The organism is Paenibacillus sp. P32E (assembly GCF_001909085.1).
In the GTDB taxonomy this organism is placed as follows: Bacteria; Bacillota; Bacilli; order Paenibacillales; family Paenibacillaceae; genus Paenibacillus_AQ; species Paenibacillus_AQ helianthi.
Window position 1 is genome coordinate 21,614 of record NZ_LVYY01000011.1, and the last position, 22,305, is coordinate 43,918.

The following is a 22,305-nucleotide window of genomic DNA, read 5'->3' on the forward strand; positions in this document are numbered from 1 at the left end:
GAAAGGAGCAGGACAACCATGACAAAACGGACGAAAGGGGATCTTTTACTGGATACCGGTGTGTATCTTTTCCTGATTGCTCTCGGACTAATGATGCTGATGCCCCTGGCAAGTGTCTTCTCCAAATCGGTCAGCGAAGAGTGGGCGATCACCTCCGGCAAAGTCGGCATTCTGCCTGTAGGGTTCCAACTCGATACGCTGATACAGGTCATTTCCTCATCCCTGTTCATTCGGGCCTTCTGTATCTCCGTCGGTGTTACCGCTATCGGGACGCTACTCTCCATTCTCATGACGGCACTTACAGCCTATCCGCTATCTAAACGCAATCTGCCCGGCATTTCCTTCATTATGGTGCTGTTCATCTTCACGATGCTGTTCAGCGGCGGGCTGATTCCCAATTATCTGCTGATGCGCCAGCTGCATCTGATCAATAATCTATGGGTGCTGATTCTCCCGGGAATGATTAGCGTGTTCAACATGCTGGTGATCAAAAGCTATTACGAAAGCCTCCCTGAAGCACTGGAGGAATCTGCACGGATCGACGGAGCGAAGACTTACACTATTTTATTCCGGATCATCCTCCCGCTTAGTATGCCGGTGATCGCCACGATTGCGCTGTTCTATGCTGTGGGCTATTGGAATGATTATTTTGGCCCGATGATTTACATCAATGAAACCGCACTGAAGACACTGCAATTGTATCTGCAGGATGTGGTGATGGATGCAAACAGTGCAAATCTGACGAATAAAAGTGTAGACGATCTCATGAATATGTCCCCCGAAGGCATCCGCGCAGCTACAGTCGTCGCGTCTACAGTGCCGATACTGCTCGTATATCCGTTTATGCAGAAGTATTTTATCAAAGGGGTGCTGATTGGCTCGGTTAAGGGCTGACCTAAGATTTCAGAACTTAAGGGGAGGTTTATTTCATATGATAAATAGAAAATGGCTGACACTTATGCTGTCTGCAGGGCTTGTGGCATCGATAGCCGGCTGTGGTTCATCTGGCAATACGAACAAGGAGGGGGCAGCGGGAAGTTCAGCGGAGCAAACGGCTGGCACGCAAACGGAAAGCGGCTCCAAACCGGAGCTGAAGACGCTTAATTTATGGTCGAAGGATGATTACAACACATACACACTGGCCAAAGTGGTGGAGGAGAAAACCGGCTATAAGGTCAAATATGAGATGCTGCCGGCCGACAAGGCCATGGATAAGCTGAATCTGCTGATCTCCTCCGCGGAGCCTTACGATGTCATTACCATCAATGGAGAGAAAGCGGTCTATACCGATTATGCCAAAATGGGTGCACTTGTGGATCTGACCCCGCTGATTGACAAATATGGCGGGAATATCAAAGCCTCTATCTCTCCCGAATCCTTCGAGGCGATGAAGGTAGACGGCAAGATCTACGCCATTCCGAACCGGGCCTCCGAGTTTGCAGGTAGTAGTCTGATGATCCGCACAGATTGGCTGGATAAGCTTGGCCTTAAGATGCCCGCAACCCTGGATGAATTAACCTCAGTCCTGAAAGCCTTTAAGGAAAAAGATCCGGGCGGTAACGGCGATAAAGGCGCACCGCTCTCCATAGACGGCGCAATGGCCACGATGGTTAATGTGACCGGCGCTTTCGGCATTGCCACTAGCTGGAATATTGTGGACGGGAAGCTGGTTGCGGCACCGGTGCATCCGGGGTTCAAGGAATATCTGAGCTATATGGCTGACCTGTATAAGCAGGGGCTGCTGGACAAAGAATTTGCAGTGAATAAAGATGCTACACTAAAGGAAAAGTTCACGAGCGGCCGGGTCGGTGTGATTCCGCTTGCCTGGTATGATATCCCGGGCATTGCAGATGCCCTGACCAAGAACTTTCCGGATGCCAAATATGCTTATGTTCCAGCCTTGAAGGGTAAGGATGGGCAGGCGGGTATAGGGATGAGCGGCGGCTTTGACCGGCTGACCTTTATTCCAAAGTCCTCGAAGCACCCGGAGGACGCGATCAAGTGGATCAATGCCAAGCTGGACAAAGAGACCTTCAAGCTGATCGCCATTGGCGAGGAAGGCAAGCATTTCACTTACAAAGACGGTGTGTACAGTCCGATTTTGCCCCTGTTTACCGATGAGCGCGGACTGGCGAGCAACTATGTGACCGGAATTGATGAGAAGCTGTATCCCGTCTACTGGCAGGCCCGTGTGCAGAAAGACCCGCGTTTGTTCGCAGGCTTCACCTTCCTGAACAAGGAAATTCCGGCGGAATTCCGAATCTCTGATCCGCTGGCATTGGCTCCATCTTTACCGGAGTATTCCAAGAACAACGCTTCGCTGAATCAGATGATCAATGATTTTGCTGTAAAAGTGATTGTTGGCGAGGAATCTACCGATGCAGTGGCCGCATTCGTTGAGAAATACAATGCCGCCGGTGGTGAAGCCAGCGCCAAGGAAGTCAATGAGTGGTATGCGTCAGTGAAGAAATAGTCGGGAGGGAAACGCATGAACAGCTACAGAATGCGGAAAAACGAAATTCCGCTTCAGGATTCCTGGGATGTTATTGTAGTGGGCGGAGGTCCGTCCGGGTGTACTGCGGCGGCCGCGGCAGCTCGGGAAGGGGCAAAAACGCTGCTGATTGAAGCCACAAGCAGCCTTGGCGGAATGGGAACCTCGGGACTGGTGCCGGCGTGGTGTCCCTTCTCTGACATGGAGTCGATGATCTACAGAGGGCTGGCGATGAAGGTATTTGAAACTCTGAAGGCGAAGATGCCGCATGTAAGCAAGGACGCTATGGACTGGGTGCCCATTGAGCCTGAGAAGCTGAAGGTGGTCTATGATGAGCTGGTCCAAGGAGCGGGGGCCAAGGTTCAGTTCATGACACAGCTGGGTGCGGTAGATACAGATGAGGATGGTAATGTGACAGCACTGATTACAGCCAGTAAAAGCGGGCTTCAAGCCCTGAAGGCCAAGGTGTATATTGACTGTACGGGTGATGCGGATGTTGCCGCTTGGGCGGGAGCGGAATATCTGAAAGGAGATGCGGATACCGGTGAGCTGATGCCGGCCACACACTGTTTCACGCTGGGCAATGTGGATGAGTATGCGTACCTCCATGGCCCGATGCTCCATAACAACAACAAGACCAGTCCGATATATGATATTCTCGGTTCCGGCCGCTATCCCCTGATCCCGGATGCGCATATCTGCAACAATATTATTGCTCCCCGAACGGTTGGCTTCAATGCAGGACATTTGTGGGAAGTGGATAATACGGATGTTCTATCCATATCGGAGGCGCTGATACAGGGACGCAAGCTGGCCGCGGCCTACAGGGATGCTCTTGCTGAATATCAGCCTGCCTCCTTCGGGAACTCGTTCGTAGCCAATACGGGATCATTGATGGGCGTGCGGGAGACACGGAGAATTACTGGAGATTATGTGCTCAGTGTGGATGATTACGTCAGCCGCCGCAGCTTCGCCGATGAAATTTGCCGTAACAGCTATTTCATTGATATTCATGGAACAGAGAAGGAGGAGAAGCAGGCTGGAGGCAAGCAGGAAGTGATTAAGCGCTATGGTCCGGGAGAATCCCATGGGATTCCCTACCGTTGCCTGACCCCCCGTTCGCTCAAAAATGTGCTGGTTGCCGGGCGCTCCATTTCCTGTGTACGTGAAGTGCAGGGCAGCGTCAGAGTTATGCCTGTCTGTCTGGCAATGGGTGAGGCCGCCGGGATTGCCGCTGCCATGGCTGCCATACAGCCCCTGCCTGATGTCCATGCGGTAGATACGATATCCCTTCGCAGACGGCTGCGGGAGGAAGGCGCATATCTGCCGCTTACGGAAGCCGAGGCAGAGGCATCAGCCGCTGCAACGACCAAGGGTGGGGAAAGCAGCGGAGGGAACCTTTACCATTAAGCTTACATTCACTTGATGGATCGCTTGAGCGTCCGGTTCCTAAGGATGGCGTTGATCTCACCGCCGGCCAGGATGATGATGGAGCTGATGTACAGCCAGATCAGCAGCACCGTGACCCCGCCGAGGCTGCCGTAGGTCTCAGTGAAACTACTGAACTGATTGACATAGATGGAGAACAGGGTAGAGGTTATGATCCAGCCGAGGGTTGCAAACATCGCGCCGGGCATAACCTCTTTCAGTCTTAGCCTGCGGCTGGGGGCAATCCAGTACAGCAGAGTGAAGACGATGAACATGATGAACAGCGGAACAGCATATTGCAGCAAGTCCCAAATTTTCTGGAAGCCATAAGGCAGATCGACCAGCAGGAAGACCTGTGTTTTCAGCCAGGAGCCAAGCACCAGCAGTAAAATACTGAGCAGCACCACTAATCCGATGAAGAGAGTGGCCAAAAAGGCAATACCGCGTATTTTCCAGAAAACCCTGCTCTCCTCAATATCGTAGGCACGGTTGAGGCCTTTGATGATCGCATTGATTCCTTTGGAGGCGGCCCATAAGGTTGCCAGCATCCCGAAGGACAGCAAGGCCTGGCTACGGCCCTCCGCAACATCCTTCAGAATTTCCTGGATAATCGAGATCGCCTCGGCAGGCATGATCTGCTCCAGATCACGGATCTTATCCTCCACCGAAATATGGGCATAACCAATCAGCGTCATAATGAAGATCAGAAAAGGGAATAAAGACAGGATTAAGTAGTAAGTAAGCTGTGCGCTGATCCCTTGAACATCATCAAGTTTAATCTTTTGATACAGCTCTTTGGAAAAGGAAATGGCTCGTCTGGCGGCAGTCTTCTTCATAAGTCCCTCCTCTGCTTATCCTATAATATGCTTATCGCATATATTTAACTCAACTTCCCAGGTTGGAATCAGTGGGTGGAGCGGGAAAGCGCGTTCGGAGGAAATAAAAACCGCTATTCTAGGCCGGGCAGATGAAAGTAAAGTGCCAGACTCGGGATCTATCGCAGGGGTTCGCCAAAACAAATATGCCAGTGCAGATGTTTGGAATCCTGATACTTTCCCAGATTGGTAGTGACTTTGCAAGCTCCGTATTGTTCGGTCACACGTGCGGCCACTTGTTGGATCACTCGTATCATCTCAAGCAATGTCTCATTGTCGCTTTCCTGCAGCGTGAGCAAAGAAGAAATATGTTTCTTGGGAACGGCGACAATATGAACGGGATAAAAGGGCTTCAAAATGAATCCTCCTTGCCATTCTCTGTTTTCCTTTATATTCTATTTTTAATTTATGATCCCTGTAATGAAGGATATCATAGTATTTGAGGGGAGAGTCGGGTTAAATACAGGCAGGTGCAGAGAATGTTCATGTCTATAGCTTGTGCCCAAAGGAGAATGCAGATGGATTTATCGGAACAGGATTTGAAAAGAATCCGAAATTGGGTGTACCGCAATGCCCGGCCGGTTGACCTGGCGCGATGGAAGTTTCACTTCGAGAAGGGACCAGCAGATGCTGTACTTTCTGCCCTATCGGCCTATCAGAATGAGGATGGCGGGTTCGCTCATGCCCTCGAGGCGGATTCGTGGAACCCTTGTTCGGCTCCGATTCAGACTGCTAACGCAGTAGAGAAACTGCTGGAGATACATTGGGAGGATGGATCACATCCAGTGATTCAAGGGATTCTGAAGTATCTTGACAGTGGAGCTGAGGTGGAGGGGAAGGCGTGGAAGAATGTTGTTGAATCAAATAACATTTATCCGCATGCGCCATGGTGGAACACAAACTCGAACAGCACAGCCCACAGTATGTTCAATCCTACAGCCATTCTGGCCGGATTTATCCTGAAGTATGCGGATAGAAGCAGCAGACTCTATCCACGAGGGATGGAGATTGCCAGAGAATTGAGTGTGTTTTTCCTCACAGACCCTGGGATTGAGATGCATCCGCTTAAATGTATCGTTACTCTCATCGAGTGCATCTCGGAGGCGGGGTTGCAGGAACAATTGCCCTATGCCCGGCTTCAGGCAGCTGCTGTGGAGCAAATTACAGCATTAATTAAGCGGGAAGCCGGGGAGTGGAGCGGCTACAGCTGCAGACCCTCGGTATTTATCCAATCACCGGAAAGCCCGGGTTATGCAGACAATGCTGCTCTTCTTCATAAGGAGCTGGACTATCTTCTTCAGACAAGAAATGAGGAAGGCGTCTGGAATTTGACCTGGAACTGGGACGCCTTTGAGCGGGAGTTCGCCATCAGCGAAAACTGGTGGAAAACGCATATCGTGATTGAGAATGTGCTGCTGCTGCGCGCGTTTGGCCGTTATTCGCCGTCTTTTAGGAATTCCTGCTCATAAATGGCCCGCACCTTCGCAAGGACAGCAGCGCTGTGGTCAGGGAACTTCAGCTCGGTGATCCGGTCCTTCATCAGAAAAACACCGGGCTGCTTGCTGTGCTGGCCTAAGGCTGCATTGTACAGTAGTCCGGCACCATGGCTCGGGTGAGGGAAGAAGAGCTTGATGATCGGCTTCAGCCAGAAGGGCAATCCTGAGTTTTTGCCGCTTCTGATGGTATTATTACCTCCCGGATCGGCGCTGCGGATCAGGATGCCTTCCGCAGCCAGCTGAGGGGCAAGCTCATGGGTCCAGAGCGAGAGGGCCAGCTTGGAGGCTGCATACGGACCGAAAAGCTTTTTAAATTCAGTGGGATGCTCCAGCGAGTCCGGGTTAAATCGCTTCATGGTCATAAATGCATTGGACGAGGTGTTGACTACGGTTTTTAATTGTCCTTTCTGGAGAAGCGCTTTGAGCTCCATGGTAATCAAATACGGCGCGACGGTCTGGAGATCGAAATGCATTTCACGTCCTTGCTTAGAGTTGCTCAGTTCATGGAAGCTGCCGCCCGCATTGTTGAACAGCAGATCGATCCTCTGTTCTTTACTTTTAATCTCATTCAAGGCACGTCTCAGTGTGGTGAAGTCACTAAGGTCGGCTTTGTAGATCCGTAGCTGCCCGCTTTTCGCGGCCCCGGTGAAGAATGGATCTTCAATAGGAAAGCCAGAACGGATCAAGGCAATAATCTGCCAGCCTTCTGCCAGCATTTTGCGGGTCAATTCAAGTCCTATGCCGTTGTTCGCACCTGTAATCAGCGCTGTTCCGCGGTACTGTTGTCCTGTAGTCATTTGTCATTTCTCCTTTGGAGTGAGTCGCAGGCTGCTGAAATAAGCTGAAGGCCTGGCGGTTAATGCGCTCAGTGTATAACTTGGAGCCGACTCCAAGTCAAGCAGAGGATTTTTAAACAAACTCAAGATTGACTTGGAGCTGACTCCAGGTTATATAATGAATAGACACAGTTCAAAATAATCGCGGAAGGTGATCCTATGAGCGAAGCTGGTGTCAACACCGGTGTTGATATGCTGCATGGTTATTCCATTAAACAAACCTCGGAGATTACGGGGATTACAGAGGATACGATACGGTATTATGAGAAGATTGGGTTGCTGCCCCGGGCGCAGCGTAAGGAAAACAGCCACCGTATCTACAGCGGCCACGATATTGAGACCATGAAGCTGATCACCTGCCTCAAAAAAACAGGGATGTCACTGGATGATATGCGCCCTTACCTGGACTTGTCACTGGATTCCAATTTGTCTGAATATCCGGAACTGCATGAGATGATATTAAACCATAAGCAAAAAATACTGGATCAGATCGCATCCTTGCAACAAATTGTAGATTTGATTGATAGCAAAATAGACCAGAACTTTCTTGGGCCGCAGGAATGTGAGCTGACCGGAGATCGGAAGAAAATGCCTGTGCGCCGGACAATCCGATAATAGGCAGTAGGCTCCAGCCCATAGGTTGGGGCTTTTTTCATTGCCGGATCCGGACAGTCTGCTTAGAATGAAAGAAATTCGTAAGACTATGCATTTGGGAGGAGTTACAGATGACACAAATGATTTGCTCTCCGTCAAAATATATTCAGGGGAAAGGCGAGCTCTCGCAGCTTGGACGCTATTGCGCACTGCTCGGAGCGAAAGGAGCCTATGCGATCGTAGATCCCTATATCCTCTCTGTATATGGGCAAGAGGTTGCTGATAGCTTTGAGCGTGCGGCTCTCCCTGTGGTTCAGCATGAATTCCGGGGGGAGTGTTCGATGGAGCAAGTAGAACAACTTATTGGCGGACTTGATTTGGGCATTGGTGTGATTGTCGGTATCGGTGGCGGGAAAACTCTGGATACGGCAAAAGCGGTCAGCCACTTCGCGGAGTTGCCTGTGGTCCTCGTGCCAACGGTGGCTTCCACCGACGCACCCTGCAGTGCCCTGTCCGTACTATACACGGAGGATGGTCAATTGGACCGTTACCTGCACTTGCGGCGTAGTCCGGATGTGGTGGTTGCCGATGTGGATATCATCGCCAAGGCTCCGGCCAGACTGCTCGCTGCCGGAATGGGCGATGCCTTATCAACCTATTATGAGGCTAGAGCCTGCCGCCGCTCGGGTGCGGTTACTGAGGCCGGAGGAACCGGCTCCATTGCCGCCTTCGCTCTGGCCGGTGCTTGCCGTGACACTCTGCTTGCCTATGGAGCCGAGGCGCTGCGGGATTGCCGGGAAGGTATCGGCTCAGATGCGGTTGGGCGCATTGTCGAAGCCAACATTTATCTCAGCGGTATTGGTTTTGAGAGTGGCGGATTAGCTGCAGCTCACGCCATCCATAATGGGCTTACGGTGCTCGAGGAATGCCGGCATGTGCTTCATGGGGAGAAGGTCGCGTTCACGACACTTGTGCAGCTGATGCTTGAGCAGGCACCGCAAGAGGAGATCGTAGAGGTAATCTCATTTTGCCGGATGGCTGGCCTGCCGTTCACCTTAAGTCAACTGGGGTTGTCCGGCACTCCGGAGGAGCGCCTTATGACCGCTGCTGAAGCGAGCTGTGCAGAAGACAATCCGATGGGGAATATGCCTTTTACTGTGACTCCACAGCAGGTGCTGGATGCTATTCTTGCCGCAGATCGGCGGGGACAGCAGGTCTTGGAGGGCGATTGTTAATAATTACGTAGCCGTCCTGTACATATTTATCCTTTGGGTTCCAAACAATGAGAACTATGGTTGTAGAACTCGAAGGAGGATTCCTTATGAATAAGGGCTATCGTTTGGTTAAACGTACCATGATGTGTCTTATTGCGTTAGTAGTTATACTAACCACACTGTGCATTGCTGTACCACCCGCTCAAGGGAAGGAGATTGCACAAGACCCTGGCGGAATGCAGAAACATCCTGGCGTACTGCTGGCGGAGCCCGTTCCGCCCAGTGGCGGCCGAAGCACACGTGTACAGCCAGCGGAGAACATTTCGGGTCACAGCCGTGTAGCCATGATCATTGATGATTTTGGCAACGGGATGCGGGGGACGGATGAGATGTTCGCGCTGCCTGTGAAATTCACGGTGGCGGTCATGCCATTCCTCCCGACTTCGGAGAAGGATGCAAGGCGTGCACATGAGCAGGGCCTGGATGTGCTGGTGCATTTGCCCATGGAGCCGAATAAAGGCAGACCGGAATGGCTGGGGCCTGGAGCCGTCCTGACACGGATGAGCGATACAGAGGTACGCCAGCGGGTGGAGGCTGCACTGGATAATATTCCGTTCGCCATCGGGATCAACAATCACATGGGTTCCAAAGTGACCGGGGATGAGCGGGTCATGGGCATTATTCTGAGCGTATGCAAGGAGCGTGGCTTGTTCTTTGTCGACAGTCATACCAACTACCGCTCGATTGCCGGAAGGATGGCTAGGGAGATGGGACTTCCTCCGGTGGAGAATCACATTTTTCTGGATGATGTCCATACCTCAGGCCATGTGATGAAGCAAATGCGGCTAGTGCAGGAAAGGGCGAAGAGTCAAACATATTGTGTGACGATCGGACATGTCGGCGTTCAGGGAAAAGAGACCGCCGCAGGCATCCGCAGCGGTATTGCAGAATTGAAAGACAGTGTTGAATTTGTAGGGATTTCGGATCTGGTCAAGGACCAGTGGAAATGGAATTCCAGTCTCACACTTCCATAAGGTAGGCAGCGATGCCGCCCGCGATGGCTTCGGCAATTTCCTCCTGGCCTTTCGGGGTACACAGTTTGTCCCGGTCTGCTGCACTGCTAATGAATCCCGCCTCAACGATAACCGTTGTGGCGGTTATTTTGTTGAGCAGATAAAAGGGTTTGCCGGGTCTGGGTGATTCATTTACATCGTAGAGCTGGTTCAGCTGATCTTGAATAGACCTGGCGAGCAGGAAGCTGCGGCCCTCCTGGCGGTACAGCACCAATGGCCCATGTTTCGCCGGAGAAGGCGCCCAGTTGATATGAATGCTGACCACCAGGTTCGCAGGCAGGGTCTCGGCCAGCTCTTTGCGCTGAGCCAGATCACGCAAATGACGGGAGGAGCTGCGCAGCCAGCGGTTATCATCACTGGGAGCGTAATCCCCGGTCCGGTTCAGAATGACGTCAAAACCGTCACTGCGCAGCAGCAGAAACAGGCGGCGGGATATCGCCAGCGTAATATCTTTTTCCAGAATGCTGCCATGCGAGGTGCCGCCGTCAATGCCCCCATGTCCCGCATCAATCAGAATGATCCGCTGATCGTGGCCGAGTATTTGTTGGCGTTCCGGCTTCCCGTCTGCTTTTGGAGATACAGGAAGCGGTTGTGCTCCCGCAGCCGTTCCTGACAATAACGAGAGCAGCAGTCCTGCAACTGCGAGTAGCAACCATAAAGGCCTTGTCAGTCTCAGGCAGGGGCTTGCTCTCAGCAGTATTTTCAAGTGATACGAGCTCCTCAAGTGAATAACCTCCTTGTCTGGGCGGGTCAATTGGATGGATTCTTTGTTAGATTGTGCCATAGCTGTCCAAGCTATACGGAACAAAGTGCAAAGGTTTAGCATAAGGGATTTTGGAGCAGACTAGAAATATGATGCTTGAAGCAAGCGTAATGGGACTTCTGAATCAGGGAAACAGGAGGTGATCCGTATGGCTTCCGGGGGAGATGATCTGGTGAAGTACATCACGGAGAAGGTAGTCGTCTATATGGAAGACCCGAAGGCCAGCAGGGAACGGAGAAAGGCTGAAAAGCAGCCCTGGTCGGAAAAATGGTTCGGCATGCTCCCGCTAGGCTGGTCCATATGGCGCAGCAATTGGTCGCGAAACAGTAAGAAATAGAGCAGTACTGACTCGCTTCGCTGTAACGCGTCAAGCCTAGAAGGTTCACCGCAGGCATACACGGTTCAGCCTTATACAACACATCTTAAGTAAAGAACCTTCCCATGCCTCTACTTCTGGCATCGGGAAGGTTCTTTGTGTGTACATATGGACATGTTAGCATTACCTCATTTAGGGCCAGAACCTGCCGATACTGCTCCAGAAGTGAAGCCTAGTGCGGCATTGCCAGAAGAAGGAAGCTTGTGCAAGGTACCGCTATGCTGAAGCGCCCCGAAGGGAAGATACCGTCTGCCTTCCGGTCCGGAAGCGGCGTACAGGATGCTGGAGCTAGCGCTAGCCGTGCCGATGCCAGAGTCAGCTGTCCGCCAGCTCTGAAAACCGGTAATCATAAAGGGAGCCCCCAATGCATCATTTCGGCCTCGGGATTGGAAGGCCAAACTGCCGCCTGAGGCTAGCGTCAGGGCGAGTTTGTCGGTGCTGAGATTGGCCAGTGGCGGTGCCGACAGCCAGATCAAATCGGCATAGGGATCATCCTGCCCCTCCGTCAGGTAGACGGGAAGGGGAGAAAAAGCTGTATCCAGGCTGGATAGGGTGCCGCTTCCGGCAGATTTGCCATGCAGAACATCATCCGCTTGGCTGGGACTCCAAGGCAGAACCTGTAATAGGGATGCATTAATATAGAATGTCTTGCTGTCGATCGTTAATTTCCATACGGGCAGCATTGGAGCATAGAGCGCGTCAAGTTCAAGCTTTCCGGAAAAATGGGAGGGGATAAGTTCCTGCTGCACCAGAAACTGGCGCAGATCCTGCATGCTGTAGGGGAGGCCGTAGCTGCCGGCTCCATACTCACTAAGCACATAACCGCCTTGTTCTGCAGCGGTGATAATCAAATAGCCGATCCGTTGCTCTCCGTTCATCACATTAACCAGCCAGCTATGGGTTCCAGGACCGAGGGGGAAATACTCGGTGCTGGCATGTTTCCAGCCCGTGAAGGGAGGATTGGCCGACAGCTTGCTAATCGTTTGACTGGCGAAATCCTGCAAGGATTCCGGTGAGGCAACGGGTGTCATCTCAAGTAAAGGCAAATAGGCTTTGGAGACCGCTTGTGTGACGGTCACCCGGGTCCCTGTGGCTGACAGCTCCGCAGGGAATGCAGAGCTGGCTGAGAACAGCATCAGACCCAGACACAGGCAGAGAAGGAGGCGTGCACGGTATCCGAGAGCGTCCTTCTGCCTAGTTTTTATCTTCATTTGGCGTTCACCTTTCTTAAAATATAAGGATTAATATGTTTCACGCTATAAATCATCCTTCTATTTCTCGCTGAATCGAATACCGTCCATAAAAGGATGGCGAAGCCGTTTCCACTTGTCGGAAGTACTGATTGTATTGTAGAGGACAAGCTCTGAAAAGGCTGTTGCTTGCTGTCCGCGGCGGTGCAGGAATTCCGCTGTTTTTTTGCCTGCTTTTAGCGAGCCGGGTCGCATCTTATGTGCTCCGCAGATGGAACAAGCCGTAGGTGACGGCAGAAACTGCAATCTGCGGCTCATACTGCCAGGCTGTCTCCTTGCGGCGGCGGTTGTACTGCTCAAGGATCGCCAGCCGTTTCTCCTCATCCTGCTCCTTAAGCAGCTCCTCATAATAGATATCTACAATGCTCAGCTCCAGCCGCAGCCGTTCACGCGCTTCCTCGGCCCAGGTGTAGTCCAGCAGAGCCAGCTTGGAAGTAAGATAGCCCTCCAGCTTGTCGGCTCCGGCAGCAAGGCTCAGCCCGGAGGGCTCTATGTGAATATTTTCGGGTAAGCGCGGCGTCAATTCACGTGACCCCAGCTTCGCTTCGAAGTCCGGGACAATCAGGCCGGAGGTGAGCGAGACGCCGATGAAATGCAGCTCCTCCCGCTTCAGGTCACAGCTCATTTCCACTTTGTAGCAGACGGCGAGCCAAGGCTCATAGGCTGCCGAGAATAAGGTCATCCGCTGTCTGCTTCCCGGATCCTCGAAGAGCTGCAGGCATTTGCCTTCCTCCCGGGCGGCTGACCAGATCTGCCCCAGCCGCTTGCTGCCGTAGGTGACGTCCTCGCGTCTGATCATGCCGGGACCGATCCGGGGGAGTGGCGGAACGAACCCGAAGAAGCGGGCAAGGATGCTGTCCTGCGGATCAGCCGAGCCCTCCGGTGGTGCCGTCCCGGCTAGAGGCCCGCCGGTAGTGGTGCCGCCGGTGTCCGCCCCGGCTTCCATCCCGGCCGCGCCAGCTCCGGCCGGCAGTCCAGCCGCGGCTGTGCGGTCCCCCGCTCCGCGCGGCTGTCTGGAGGTCGGGGCCGCCTGAGCGGCTGCCGCCAAATGATCGTATTTCTCCGGATCGAAGACGAAGGTGAACGACAGCGTTTCCGGCGGGGTGCCCGTCCGCTCGACAAACCCCCAATAATAAGGCCGGTCTGTGAGCATCCGGTCCGCGCGCGGCGAGAGCTTCACCGTCACATGCAGTGGCGACACTTCGATAATCGAGCACTCTGTGGCCTCCAGATAATCCATGACTTGCTTTCGCACTTCCTGTGGCGTAAGTGTCATGCTCCAGCCTCGCTTTCGTCCCGTACTCCGTGTGTCAGCTCGCTCAGCGATTCGCCGATATGGTCCAGTCCACTGCGCAGCTCCTCGTCGCTGCGGGCTTCGAGCATGATCTTGTACAGGCTTTTCTCCAAAGATTCCTTCTTCTCAAAACGTTCCAGAATAACATCCAGTCCGCCGATGACCATCTCAAACATATTGATCTTCTCATGCAGCAGATGAAGGATATGCTCCTCAATGGTGCCTTCCGTCGAAAGATTGTAGATCACCACATCATTCTCCTGTCCCAGCCGGTGTACACGGCCAATCCGCTGCTCCACCCGCATCGGATTCCAGGGCAGATCAAAATTGATCATATGGTGGCAGAATTGCAGGTTGATGCCTTCGCCTCCGGCTTCGGTGGCAATCATCACCTGGGCGCGGCCGCGGAAGAGATCCATCATCCAGTCTTTTTTGCCCCGGTTCATGCCGCCGGAGTAGGTTACGCACTGGAGACCGTGATCGCGGAAGTACTGGAGCAGGTACTCCTGAGTAGCCCGATATTCGGTGAAGACAATTACTTTTTCGTTCATCCCCCGGATCAGCTCCATGGTTTTCTCAGCTTTTGTGTTCGTCTTGACCGTCCGGAGGGTCTGGAGCAGCTCCATCATCCGCTCGCGTTTTGGCGAGTCGGCCGGAAGCTTTTTGATCAGGTTGACCAGGGTGATAAATACGGCATCACGGCTACTGCACACCTCGCGCTGAAGCGTGACCAGGGAGAGCATGCTGCTGAGATTGCCGCCCGCTTCCTGATACTGGTCTTTGACAAAGGCGGTAACCCCGTCATATAATACTTTCTCCTCCGGTGAGAGCGTGAGCGGAATATTGCGCACTTTGCGCTTTGTGAAGTTGACCGGACCTTCGCCGCGGCGGTTGCGGATCATGACCTTGGATAGCTCGCCCCGCAGCTGAACCTCATTCTTCGGCTGGCGCTTGTCTACCACGAAATTAGTGGCGAAGTCCCCCTGATTTCCGAGCTGACCCGGCTTCAGCAGCGTGATTAGATTGAACAGCTCACCCAGATCATTCTGAACCGGCGTGGCGGTGAGCAGGAGACAATATTTTTTGCGCAGCTGCTGGACGAAGAGATAATTAGTTGATTTCTTGTTCTTGAGTTTATGGGCTTCGTCAATAATCAGCATGTCGTATTCATGATTCAGCAGTATTTCCTTATGCGGATCCCGCTTAGCGGTATCCATGGAGGCGACTACAATAGAGTTATCCCATGAGTAGGCTTTCTTCTGGGCTACTGCAGAAATGCCAAATTTGGTGTTCAGCTCGCGTACCCATTGAAGCACCAGTGATGCAGGAACGAGAATGAGGACCCTTGTCACAAGCCCCCGTACCAGATATTCCTTGAGCACCAGCCCGGCTTCAATCGTCTTGCCAAGCCCTACCTCATCGGCGAGGATGGCGCGCCCGGACATTTGGAATAGTACCTTGTGAGCGGTATCGAGCTGGTGGGGGAGCGGGGAGAGCCCGGACAAATGCTTCATACACTGCAGCTCATCAAAGCTGGTTACGAGCCCGGATTTCTCACCTTGAATGGCCAACCGGGATAGTCTCCAATTGCCCCAAGGGCCGCCCTTCTCCAGACTTGACTCTAATTCATCCAGCCATTTTCGCTCGAATGACAGAGGTACAGGCAGCACGCTATCGTTGGTCGGGTCCTCTTCCGGTAATGGATTACGGAATAATTGCGTCATGTTGCAGCCTCCTCCGGCGCTTGGTTCATATGGGAATGTGTAGCAGTAGTATGCTCTTAAAAGAAAGGTTTCATAACCTGCTATTTTCGGTCCGATGTTGTAAAATAGCGAGCAAGAGGGAGTAAATGTGCCATCTTTTGCCGAAATTTCGCTGAGAGGCTCCTATTTTCGAAAAAGACCTTCCACACAATATGTGGTATAGTTTAAAAGCTGACTGACACAATATATTGTTACAAATGCTTGAAATTTTGATTACACCGGGCAATTTTCGGTTATTTTTTATTGACAAGAGGATCTTTCTGCGTCCAAGCCGGGTGCAGTCACAATCCGCCGAGTTCCGGTTGGAATATGAGGGTTATACCGCTCCGTGAGGCCGGCCGATCCTTATATTTCTTGAAATATAAGGATTTATATGTTTCACGCTATAAATCATCCTTATATTTCACGCTGAAACGGATTCTGTCCCTTAAAAGGACGGCGAAGCCGTTTCCACTTGGAGAGTTTTACATATCACAATATCCGGGAGGTTTTTCTATTGAGTACAGTGGAACGCAAACAGCGTCTTGAAGGTCTGAGCGAAAAAATATTTTTGGACCGTTATGCCTGGAAGGATGCAGACAACAACAATGCCAAGGTAGGCGATGTTGTGCTCGTGCTGACGAAAGACGATCCGAAGTTCCCTACCAAGGAAGTCGGGGAAATTGTTGAACGGAGCGGCCGTACGGTAACTGTAAAAACGCGCAGTGGCGAGCTTGTACAGTCAGATGTGGAGAAGCTTACACTTAACATAGAAAAGACCCCGGAGGAAATGTGGGACCGGCTCGCATCCGCCATGGCTTCAGTAGAGAAAACCCCTGAGCTTCAGGAAGAATGGACAGGCAAATTCCGGTCTATTCTGGATGACTGGAAGCTTGTTCCGGGCGGACGCATTGCAGCAGGTGCCGGGGCAAGTGAAGAACTGACCCTGTTCAACTGTTATGTCGTTCCTTCGCCAAAAGACAGCCGTGGGGGCATTATGCAGACGCTGTCTGAAATGACTGAGATCATGGCCCGCGGCGGCGGCGTAGGCATTAACCTGTCCTCGCTTCGCCCGCGCCGCGCTATCGTAAGAGGTGTCAATGGTTCGTCCAGCGGATCCGTATCCTGGGGCGGATTGTTCAGCTACACCACTGGACTAATTGAACAAGGCGGAAGCCGACGCGGCGCGCTGATGCTGATGATCAATGACTGGCACCCCGATGTGGTTGATTTCATTACCGTGAAGCAGACGATGGGTCAGGTGACGAACGCCAACCTGTCGGTATGCGTGAGCAACGCTTTTATGAAGGCAGTGAAGGAAGATCTGGACTGGGAGCTGGTATTCCCGGATACGACAGATCCGGATTACGATACCATTTGGGACGGCGATCTGGATAAATGGAAGGCCGACGGCCGGGCCGTGATTCCTTACCGCACAGTCAAGGCGCGTGAGGTATGGCATACCATTATTGAATCGGCATGGAAATCGGCGGAGCCGGGTGTTGTATTCATGGAGTACTACAACCAGATGTCCAACAGCTGGTATTTCAACCCGATTATTTGCACCAATCCATGCGGCGAGCAGGGTCTTCCGGGCTGGGGCGTATGTAATCTGTCCGCCATCAACCTCTCCAAGTTCTATGATGCGGAGAATCATGATGTGGATTGGGCCGATCTGGCGACAACCACCCGCTATTCTGTACGTTTTCTGGACAATGTTATCGACAAGACTCCTTACCACTTCCCGGAAAATGAAGCGAACCAGAAGCTGGAACGCCGTGTAGGTCTGGGCACCATGGGTCTGGCCGAGCTGATGATTAAGCTGAACATCCGTTATGGCAGCCCGGAATCCTTGGAGTTCCTGGACAAGCTCTACGGTTTCATGGCACGTGAAGCTTACCTGGCCTCGTCCGGAATTGCCGGCGAGAAGGGTTCGTTCCAGGCCTTTGACACAGAGAAATATCTGCTCAGCGGATTCATGAAAAATATCACCGAAACCTACCCGGAAGTCGGCGAGTCCATCCGCAAGCACGGCATGCGCAATGTTACCGTGATCACCCAGGCACCTACAGGCAGCACAGGTACGATGGTAGGCACATCGACCGGCATCGAGCCGTATTTCGCCTTCAAATATTTCCGCCAGAGCCGTCTCGGCTACGACGAGCAGTTCGTGCCGATTGCCCAGGAATGGCTGGAAGCCCATCCGGGTGAGGAGCTTCCTGACTACTTCGTAACTTCGATGGATCTGTCAGCGAAGGATCATATCCGCGCACAAGCAGCGATCCAGCGCTGGGTGGACAGCTCGATCTCCAAGACGGCGAACTGCCCGTCCGATTTCACCGTTGAGGAAACGGCAGAATTGTACGAAATGGCCTTCGATCTGGGTTGCAAAGGCGTAACGATCTACCGTGACGGCAGCCGTGACGTACAGATTCTGGAGACGTCGAAGAAGGAAGACAAGAAGGAAACTCCGGCAGTGGAAGCCGCAGCTCCAGCCGCTGAACCTGCTGCACCGGCTGTAACAGCCAGCGCAGTTGTATCGGCAGCTCCAGCACCGCAAGCCAGCACCGCAGGCAGCGGAGACAAGCAATACAAAAAACGCCCGCAGGTCCTGCGCGGCGCTACCTATAAGATCAACACGCCATTCGGTATGGCGTATATCACCATTAACGACCTGGATGGCATTCCGGCCGAAATCTTCCTGAATGTCGGCAAGGCCGGCTCCGACGTCTTCGCCATGGCCGAAGCGCTGGGCCGTGTCTGCTCGCTGTTCCTCCGCTATGGCGACCATGGCGAGAAGGTTGAGCTGCTCATCAAGCATCTCAAGGGCATCGGCGGCTCCGGCGCCATCGGCTTTGGCGCGAACCGTGTCGAGTCCATCGCAGACGCAGTAGCCAAAGCCCTGGAAACCCATGTGCAGAACAACGCCCATGAAGACGATGCACCTGCTCCAATCGCGGCTACTCTGGAGCTTGATTTCAATGAAGCTTTGAATGCAGAATTGAACTCAAGCGTGCCAGCGGCAACCTCCACGGATGACGGTCACGGCGGCCACGGTACACATAGCCACGCCACCGCCTCCCGCGACCTCTGCCCATCCTGCGGCAGCGCCTCGCTGATTAACATTGAAGGCTGCAAGACCTGCAGCAATTGCGGGTATAGCCGGTGCGGGTAAGGATAGGGGTTTAGGAGATATTCTTAGTGTGTGTGAGGGATCACCAAAGCTGCAAAAACGACCACAAATGATGATAAAAGTGGATCATGAAAGATGATAATACATTCAATATAATGCAAAATAAAAGTCCCGATTAGGAATTTCCTATATCGGGACTTTTATTTTGTGATAAATAATGTTTATAAACTACCATACCAAGCGTCATCGACAGGCTCCAACCATTCGGTTTCGCCGTCACCAGTTTTAAGCAACTTTGCAGGTTTTCCTTTTTCCTGATACCAACCCTCACCACCTGTAACTAATAAAACCCGCCCAACTTTATGTGAATGCTAGTTATTACGGGCGCCGGGGGCAAAGGTCACGTTTCCGATCGCCTTTAAAATTAGCTTCAACTTTTTTTCCTAATGGAAAAATGGTGCTGCTCTATAATTGTTCATTTGACATCATGGACATCCTCTCTATTTTTATTCTTTATAGATTTCCTTAGCGATATTAAAAGCGGACCAAGCTTTGGGCCAACCGGCATAGAACGAAAGGTGTGTAATGATCTCTGCAATTTCTTCTTGGGTGATTCCATTTGCTTTCGCTTTATGAAGATGTGGAGTTAACTGTTCAAAGTTTCCTCCTGAGATTAGAGCTGCTACTGTAATCATGCTGCGATCGCGGGGAGAAAGTTCTTCCTCCCTTGACCAAACCTCACCAAACAATACATCATCGTTCAGTTCAGCAAATTTAGGTGCAAATTCTCCCAGCTTGTCTCTTCCTGCAGTTTGTTTCTCTGCCATTTTTACCATCCTCCATTCAAGTATTTGCTGCAACATCATCTAGTGTATACCTTCAAGTGGACTTTACCGCAAGTAGGGATCAATAATTATCGATCTATTCGTGCCCGAAAATATTTGACTTCAAGTTAACTTTAAGTTGTAAGCTGATCTGAGACAGGGGGATTAGCCATGCAAACTATTGATCAACAAAAGCTAACAGGAGAACGCGCACTATTTAAGAGCAAGAATCTTTTGATTAAAAACTCTACTTTTGCGGAAGGTGAATCACCGCTGAAGGAAAGTGCAGATATTACTATCCACAACAGTTTTTTTAAATGGAAGTATCCGCTATGGTATTGCCAGAACATTAGCTTAAAGAGAACAACTCTTCAGGAAATGGCACGCTCAGGAATCTGGTACAGTCATCATATTTATATGAATGACAGTATCATTGAAGCACCCAAGACATTTCGCAGGGCAAGTGATATCTGTCTGAATCATGTGGATATGCCTAATGCAGAGGAGACGCTATGGAACTGCAAGGATATTGAATTGTTACATGTAACTGCAAGAGGAGATTATTTTGGGATGAACAGCGAAAATATCAGAGTGGATGATTTAACTTTGACAGGAAACTATGCTTTTGATGGTGCGAAAAACATAGAAATCCGTAATTCGCGGCTACTCTCAAAAGATGCATTTTGGAACTGTGAAAATGTCACGGTATATGATTCGTTGATCACCGGAGAATATTTAGGCTGGAATTCCAAAAACATTACGTTTATTAACTGCACTATTGAGAGTAATCAGGGAATGTGTTACATGGAGAACGTGGTAATTGAAGATGGGAGCATAATCAATACGGATTTGGCCTTTGAATATTCCTCTATTAATGTGACAACAACTACAATGATTGACAGTGTCAAAAATCCAATCTCCGGAATCATTAAAGCGAATGGGATTGGTGAATTAATACTGGACGATGAAGAAGTAGTTATTTCAAATACTAAATATGAGTTGAGCTGAATGATCAAATAAAATGAGCTTCTCAGCAAAGCGGATATTTATATTTCTGATATTCTTTGATGCAATATGTAAAGCTTGGAAATACCGGTATGGATGTATCTAGGATTTGCCTTGGTTGTATGGGATTTGGAGACGCAGGGCGGGGGCAGCACCCATGGGTGCTTGATGGAGAGCATACACGGACAGTCATAAAAAAAGCCTTAGAGCTTGGAATTAATTTTTTTTGATACGGCGAATGTTTATGCAGGTACAAGTGAGGAATTTGTAGGACGGGCTCTAAAACAATATGCGAATCGTGATGAAATTGTCCTTGCGACGAAGGTGCATTTCCGAATGATGAAGGTCCTAATGGTGCAGGACTCTCCCGAAAAGCGATCATGAGTGAGATTGACAAGAGCCTCATGCGATTAGGTACCGATTATGTGGATTTGTATCAAATTCTTGAAACTGGGAGAATTATTTTTGCAATATTGCTCACAGCTTGTAGAGAACGGGAACCAGTCGCTGAAGTGTCCGAAGTACAGAGTGCGAAAATTAAGATGACTGTAAATGGCGAAGAAATCATAGCCACAATGTACGACAATCCTACCAGCCGGGACTTTTTAAGCGGGCTTCCCTTGACGTTGACCTTTGAGGATTACAACAGAACAGAAAAAATCAGTTACCTCCCGAATACTCTCACGACGGAGGAAGCGCCGGATGGCTTCAATCCTTCAGTAGGTGATCTGACCTTATATGCACCATGGGGAAATTTAGCTGTCTTTTATAAGGATTTTGGCTATTCCAGTGGTCTCGTTCCATTAGGTAAGATAGACTCAGGAATGGAGGCATTCACAGGCATGAATGGTGACTTCACCGTACCATTGAAATTTTAAAATAAATGCAATCAGGAGGAACCATGGAATTAAGAGTACTTCGGTATTTTCTAACAGTAGCCCGTGTTGAAAATATTACGCATGCTGCTACTATCCTGCATGTTACACAGCCTACGTTAAGCAGACAGCTGGCCGATCTTGAAAAAGACTTAGGAACTCAATTGTTCACACGTGGAAAAAGTAAGATAACACTAACCGAAGCGGGGATGCTTTTGCGTCAAAGAGCAGAAGAAATCCTTACCCTTGCGGATAAAACAGAGAAAGAGTTTAAAGATCAGAGCAATCTGGTTGGAGGAACAATATCCATTGGAAGTGTTGAATCATTAACAACAAATGTTATTTTCGAGTTATTAAAAGGGTTTAATGTTGAATATCCGCAGGTCACTTATCATATTTTCAGCGGGACCGGCGATGACATAAAGGAGAAAATAGATAAGGGATTACTCGAGGTTGGCATTTTGTTAGAGCCTATTCATATTGAAAAATATGATTTTATCAGACTGCCGCAAAAGGAACGCTGGGGAATTCTTACCAAAACCTCGTCAACGCTGGCACAGAAGGAATATGTAACCTCCAAAGACTTGGCCGGAGTGCCCTTGCTTATACCCAGCCGATCGGTATTACAAAATGAAATTGCCAGCTGGTTTGCAGATGAGCATTCACAGTTACGCTTTGTAGCTACCTATAACTTAATTTCCAATGTGGTTAATCTCGTGGAGCAGGGAATGGGCACGGCAATTTGTATTGAGGGTGCTTTTGCAATGAAGCATTCTGATCATTTATGCTTTAGGCCCTTTTATCCTGAACTTCAATTCGGGTGTGTGATCGTCTGGAAAAAACATAAAATTTTCAATCAGACTGCGACCAGGTTTTTACAGTACATCAAGCATGCCCTACAGGCATAATCAATAATGAAATATAGGCATTGGCTATAGCTGTTTATATAGTGATATTTTAAAGGTGTAATGTGAAAGAAGCCTTTACTTATCGCTTATAAATAGCTTTTTATGTTTGTAAAGCGCTTCCGTATTCG

General features: G+C 50.7%; 20 protein-coding genes and 2 pseudogenes. 13 read left to right on the forward strand and 9 right to left on the reverse strand.

Annotated features, from left to right (window positions below; all coding sequences use genetic code 11):
* Window positions 1-18: 18 nt before the first annotated feature.
* Genes A3848_RS11635 through A3848_RS11645 form a run of 3 tightly spaced genes read left to right on the forward strand, consistent with a single transcriptional unit; the run spans window position 19 to window position 3,901 of the window.
* Entirely contained in the window at window positions 19-894 is an 876-nt protein-coding gene (locus tag A3848_RS11635) for a carbohydrate ABC transporter permease (RefSeq protein WP_074085108.1), read from the forward strand.
* Between the two features lie 37 nt (window positions 895-931).
* A complete protein-coding gene (locus tag A3848_RS11640; protein ID WP_074085109.1) occupies window positions 932-2,473 on the forward strand; it encodes an extracellular solute-binding protein in 1,542 nt (513 codons plus the stop codon).
* A gap of 15 nt (window positions 2,474-2,488) precedes the next feature.
* Window positions 2,489-3,901, forward strand: coding sequence for an FAD-dependent oxidoreductase (locus A3848_RS11645; RefSeq protein ID WP_083612087.1), 1,413 nt, complete (start codon window positions 2,489-2,491; stop codon window positions 3,899-3,901).
* Between the two features lie 8 nt (window positions 3,902-3,909).
* On the opposite strand, the gene A3848_RS11650 is transcribed toward A3848_RS11645, so the two are convergent.
* Both A3848_RS11650 and A3848_RS11655 read right to left on the reverse strand, forming a co-directional pair.
* A complete protein-coding gene (locus tag A3848_RS11650; RefSeq protein WP_074085110.1) occupies window positions 3,910-4,755 on the reverse strand; it encodes a YihY/virulence factor BrkB family protein in 846 nt (281 codons plus the stop codon).
* Window positions 4,756-4,913: 158 nt separating this feature from the next.
* Window positions 4,914-5,147: pseudogene (locus A3848_RS11655) on the reverse strand (HIT family protein); the annotation flags it as partial.
* 165 nt (window positions 5,148-5,312) lie between these two features.
* On the opposite strand from A3848_RS11655, the gene A3848_RS11660 reads away from it, so the two are divergent.
* Window positions 5,313-6,263 (forward strand): hypothetical protein, encoded by a 951-nt coding sequence (locus A3848_RS11660; RefSeq protein WP_074085112.1) that lies wholly within the window; start codon window positions 5,313-5,315, stop codon window positions 6,261-6,263.
* On the opposite strand, the gene A3848_RS11665 is transcribed toward A3848_RS11660, so the two are convergent.
* A complete protein-coding gene (locus tag A3848_RS11665) occupies window positions 6,230-7,087 on the reverse strand; it encodes an SDR family NAD(P)-dependent oxidoreductase (protein WP_074085113.1) in 858 nt (285 codons plus the stop codon). The two genes, A3848_RS11660 and A3848_RS11665, sit on opposite strands and share 34 nt — an antisense overlap.
* A 198-nt stretch (window positions 7,088-7,285) precedes the next feature.
* Between A3848_RS11665 and A3848_RS11670 the strand changes: the two genes are divergently transcribed.
* The 3 genes from A3848_RS11670 (at window position 7,286) to A3848_RS11680 (ending at window position 9,968) form a co-directional block, all read left to right on the forward strand.
* Entirely contained in the window at window positions 7,286-7,741 is a 456-nt protein-coding gene (locus tag A3848_RS11670; RefSeq protein WP_256701834.1) for a MerR family transcriptional regulator, read from the forward strand.
* 110 nt (window positions 7,742-7,851) lie between these two features.
* Window positions 7,852-8,955: a glycerol dehydrogenase gene (locus A3848_RS11675; RefSeq protein WP_074085114.1), complete on the forward strand. Its 1,104-nt coding sequence runs from the start codon at window positions 7,852-7,854 to the stop codon at window positions 8,953-8,955.
* Between the two features lie 86 nt (window positions 8,956-9,041).
* Window positions 9,042-9,968: a divergent polysaccharide deacetylase family protein gene (locus tag A3848_RS11680; RefSeq protein ID WP_256702314.1), complete on the forward strand. Its 927-nt coding sequence runs from the start codon at window positions 9,042-9,044 to the stop codon at window positions 9,966-9,968.
* Here the strand turns inward: A3848_RS11680 and A3848_RS11685 are convergent.
* Window positions 9,955-10,713 carry an N-acetylmuramoyl-L-alanine amidase gene (locus A3848_RS11685; RefSeq protein WP_074085116.1) on the reverse strand — a complete coding sequence of 253 codons (759 nt, stop codon included), beginning with the start codon at window positions 10,711-10,713 and terminating at the stop codon, window positions 9,955-9,957. The genes A3848_RS11680 and A3848_RS11685 overlap by 14 nt on opposite strands.
* Window positions 10,714-10,918: 205 nt before the next feature.
* Here A3848_RS11685 and A3848_RS11690 point away from each other — a divergent pair, with 205 nt between their 5' ends.
* Entirely contained in the window at window positions 10,919-11,107 is a 189-nt protein-coding gene (locus A3848_RS11690) for a YqzE family protein (RefSeq protein WP_074085117.1), read from the forward strand.
* Window positions 11,108-11,274: 167 nt separating this feature from the next.
* On the opposite strand, the gene A3848_RS32910 is transcribed toward A3848_RS11690, so the two are convergent.
* The 4 genes from A3848_RS32910 to A3848_RS11705 are packed head-to-tail and all read right to left on the reverse strand — an operon-like array spanning window position 11,275 to window position 15,414.
* Window positions 11,275-12,357, reverse strand: a complete 1,083-nt coding sequence (locus A3848_RS32910; protein ID WP_074085118.1) for a hypothetical protein — start codon at window positions 12,355-12,357, stop codon at window positions 11,275-11,277.
* Between the two features lie 60 nt (window positions 12,358-12,417).
* Window positions 12,418-12,591, reverse strand: a complete 174-nt coding sequence (locus A3848_RS31700) for a hypothetical protein (protein ID WP_178381979.1) — start codon at window positions 12,589-12,591, stop codon at window positions 12,418-12,420.
* A 1-nt stretch (window position 12,592) separates the two neighbouring features.
* Entirely contained in the window at window positions 12,593-13,672 is a 1,080-nt protein-coding gene (locus A3848_RS11700; protein WP_074085119.1) for a YqhG family protein, read from the reverse strand.
* The gene (locus tag A3848_RS11705; protein WP_074085120.1) at window positions 13,669-15,414 is read right to left on the reverse strand and encodes a DEAD/DEAH box helicase; all 1,746 of its coding nucleotides are present in this window, start codon (window positions 15,412-15,414) and stop codon (window positions 13,669-13,671) included. Before A3848_RS11705 ends, A3848_RS11700 begins: the two co-directional genes overlap by 4 nt.
* A gap of 535 nt (window positions 15,415-15,949) precedes the next feature.
* Here A3848_RS11705 and A3848_RS11710 point away from each other — a divergent pair.
* Window positions 15,950-18,607, forward strand: a complete 2,658-nt coding sequence (locus A3848_RS11710; protein ID WP_074085121.1) for an adenosylcobalamin-dependent ribonucleoside-diphosphate reductase — start codon at window positions 15,950-15,952, stop codon at window positions 18,605-18,607.
* A gap of 464 nt (window positions 18,608-19,071) precedes the next feature.
* On the opposite strand, the gene A3848_RS11720 is transcribed toward A3848_RS11710, so the two are convergent.
* Window positions 19,072-19,392, reverse strand: a complete 321-nt coding sequence (locus A3848_RS11720; protein ID WP_074085122.1) for a carboxymuconolactone decarboxylase family protein — start codon at window positions 19,390-19,392, stop codon at window positions 19,072-19,074.
* 168 nt (window positions 19,393-19,560) lie between these two features.
* Between A3848_RS11720 and A3848_RS11725 the strand changes: the two genes are divergently transcribed.
* The 4 genes and pseudogenes from A3848_RS11725 to A3848_RS11735 all read left to right on the forward strand — a co-directional run bounded on the left by A3848_RS11725 (window position 19,561) and on the right by A3848_RS11735 (window position 22,177).
* A complete protein-coding gene (locus A3848_RS11725) occupies window positions 19,561-20,397 on the forward strand; it encodes a DUF3737 family protein (RefSeq protein WP_074085123.1) in 837 nt (278 codons plus the stop codon).
* A 59-nt stretch (window positions 20,398-20,456) separates the two neighbouring features.
* Window positions 20,457-20,837 (forward strand): annotated as a pseudogene (locus A3848_RS32915) (aldo/keto reductase); the annotation flags it as partial.
* Window positions 20,820-21,272, forward strand: a complete 453-nt coding sequence (locus tag A3848_RS32665; protein WP_256702334.1) for a cyclophilin-like fold protein — start codon at window positions 20,820-20,822, stop codon at window positions 21,270-21,272. The pseudogene A3848_RS32915 and the gene A3848_RS32665, both read left to right, overlap by 18 nt.
* A gap of 23 nt (window positions 21,273-21,295) precedes the next feature.
* Window positions 21,296-22,177 carry a LysR family transcriptional regulator gene (locus A3848_RS11735; RefSeq protein ID WP_074085124.1) on the forward strand — a complete coding sequence of 294 codons (882 nt, stop codon included), beginning with the start codon at window positions 21,296-21,298 and terminating at the stop codon, window positions 22,175-22,177.
* The last annotated feature ends 128 nt before the right edge of the window (window positions 22,178-22,305 follow it).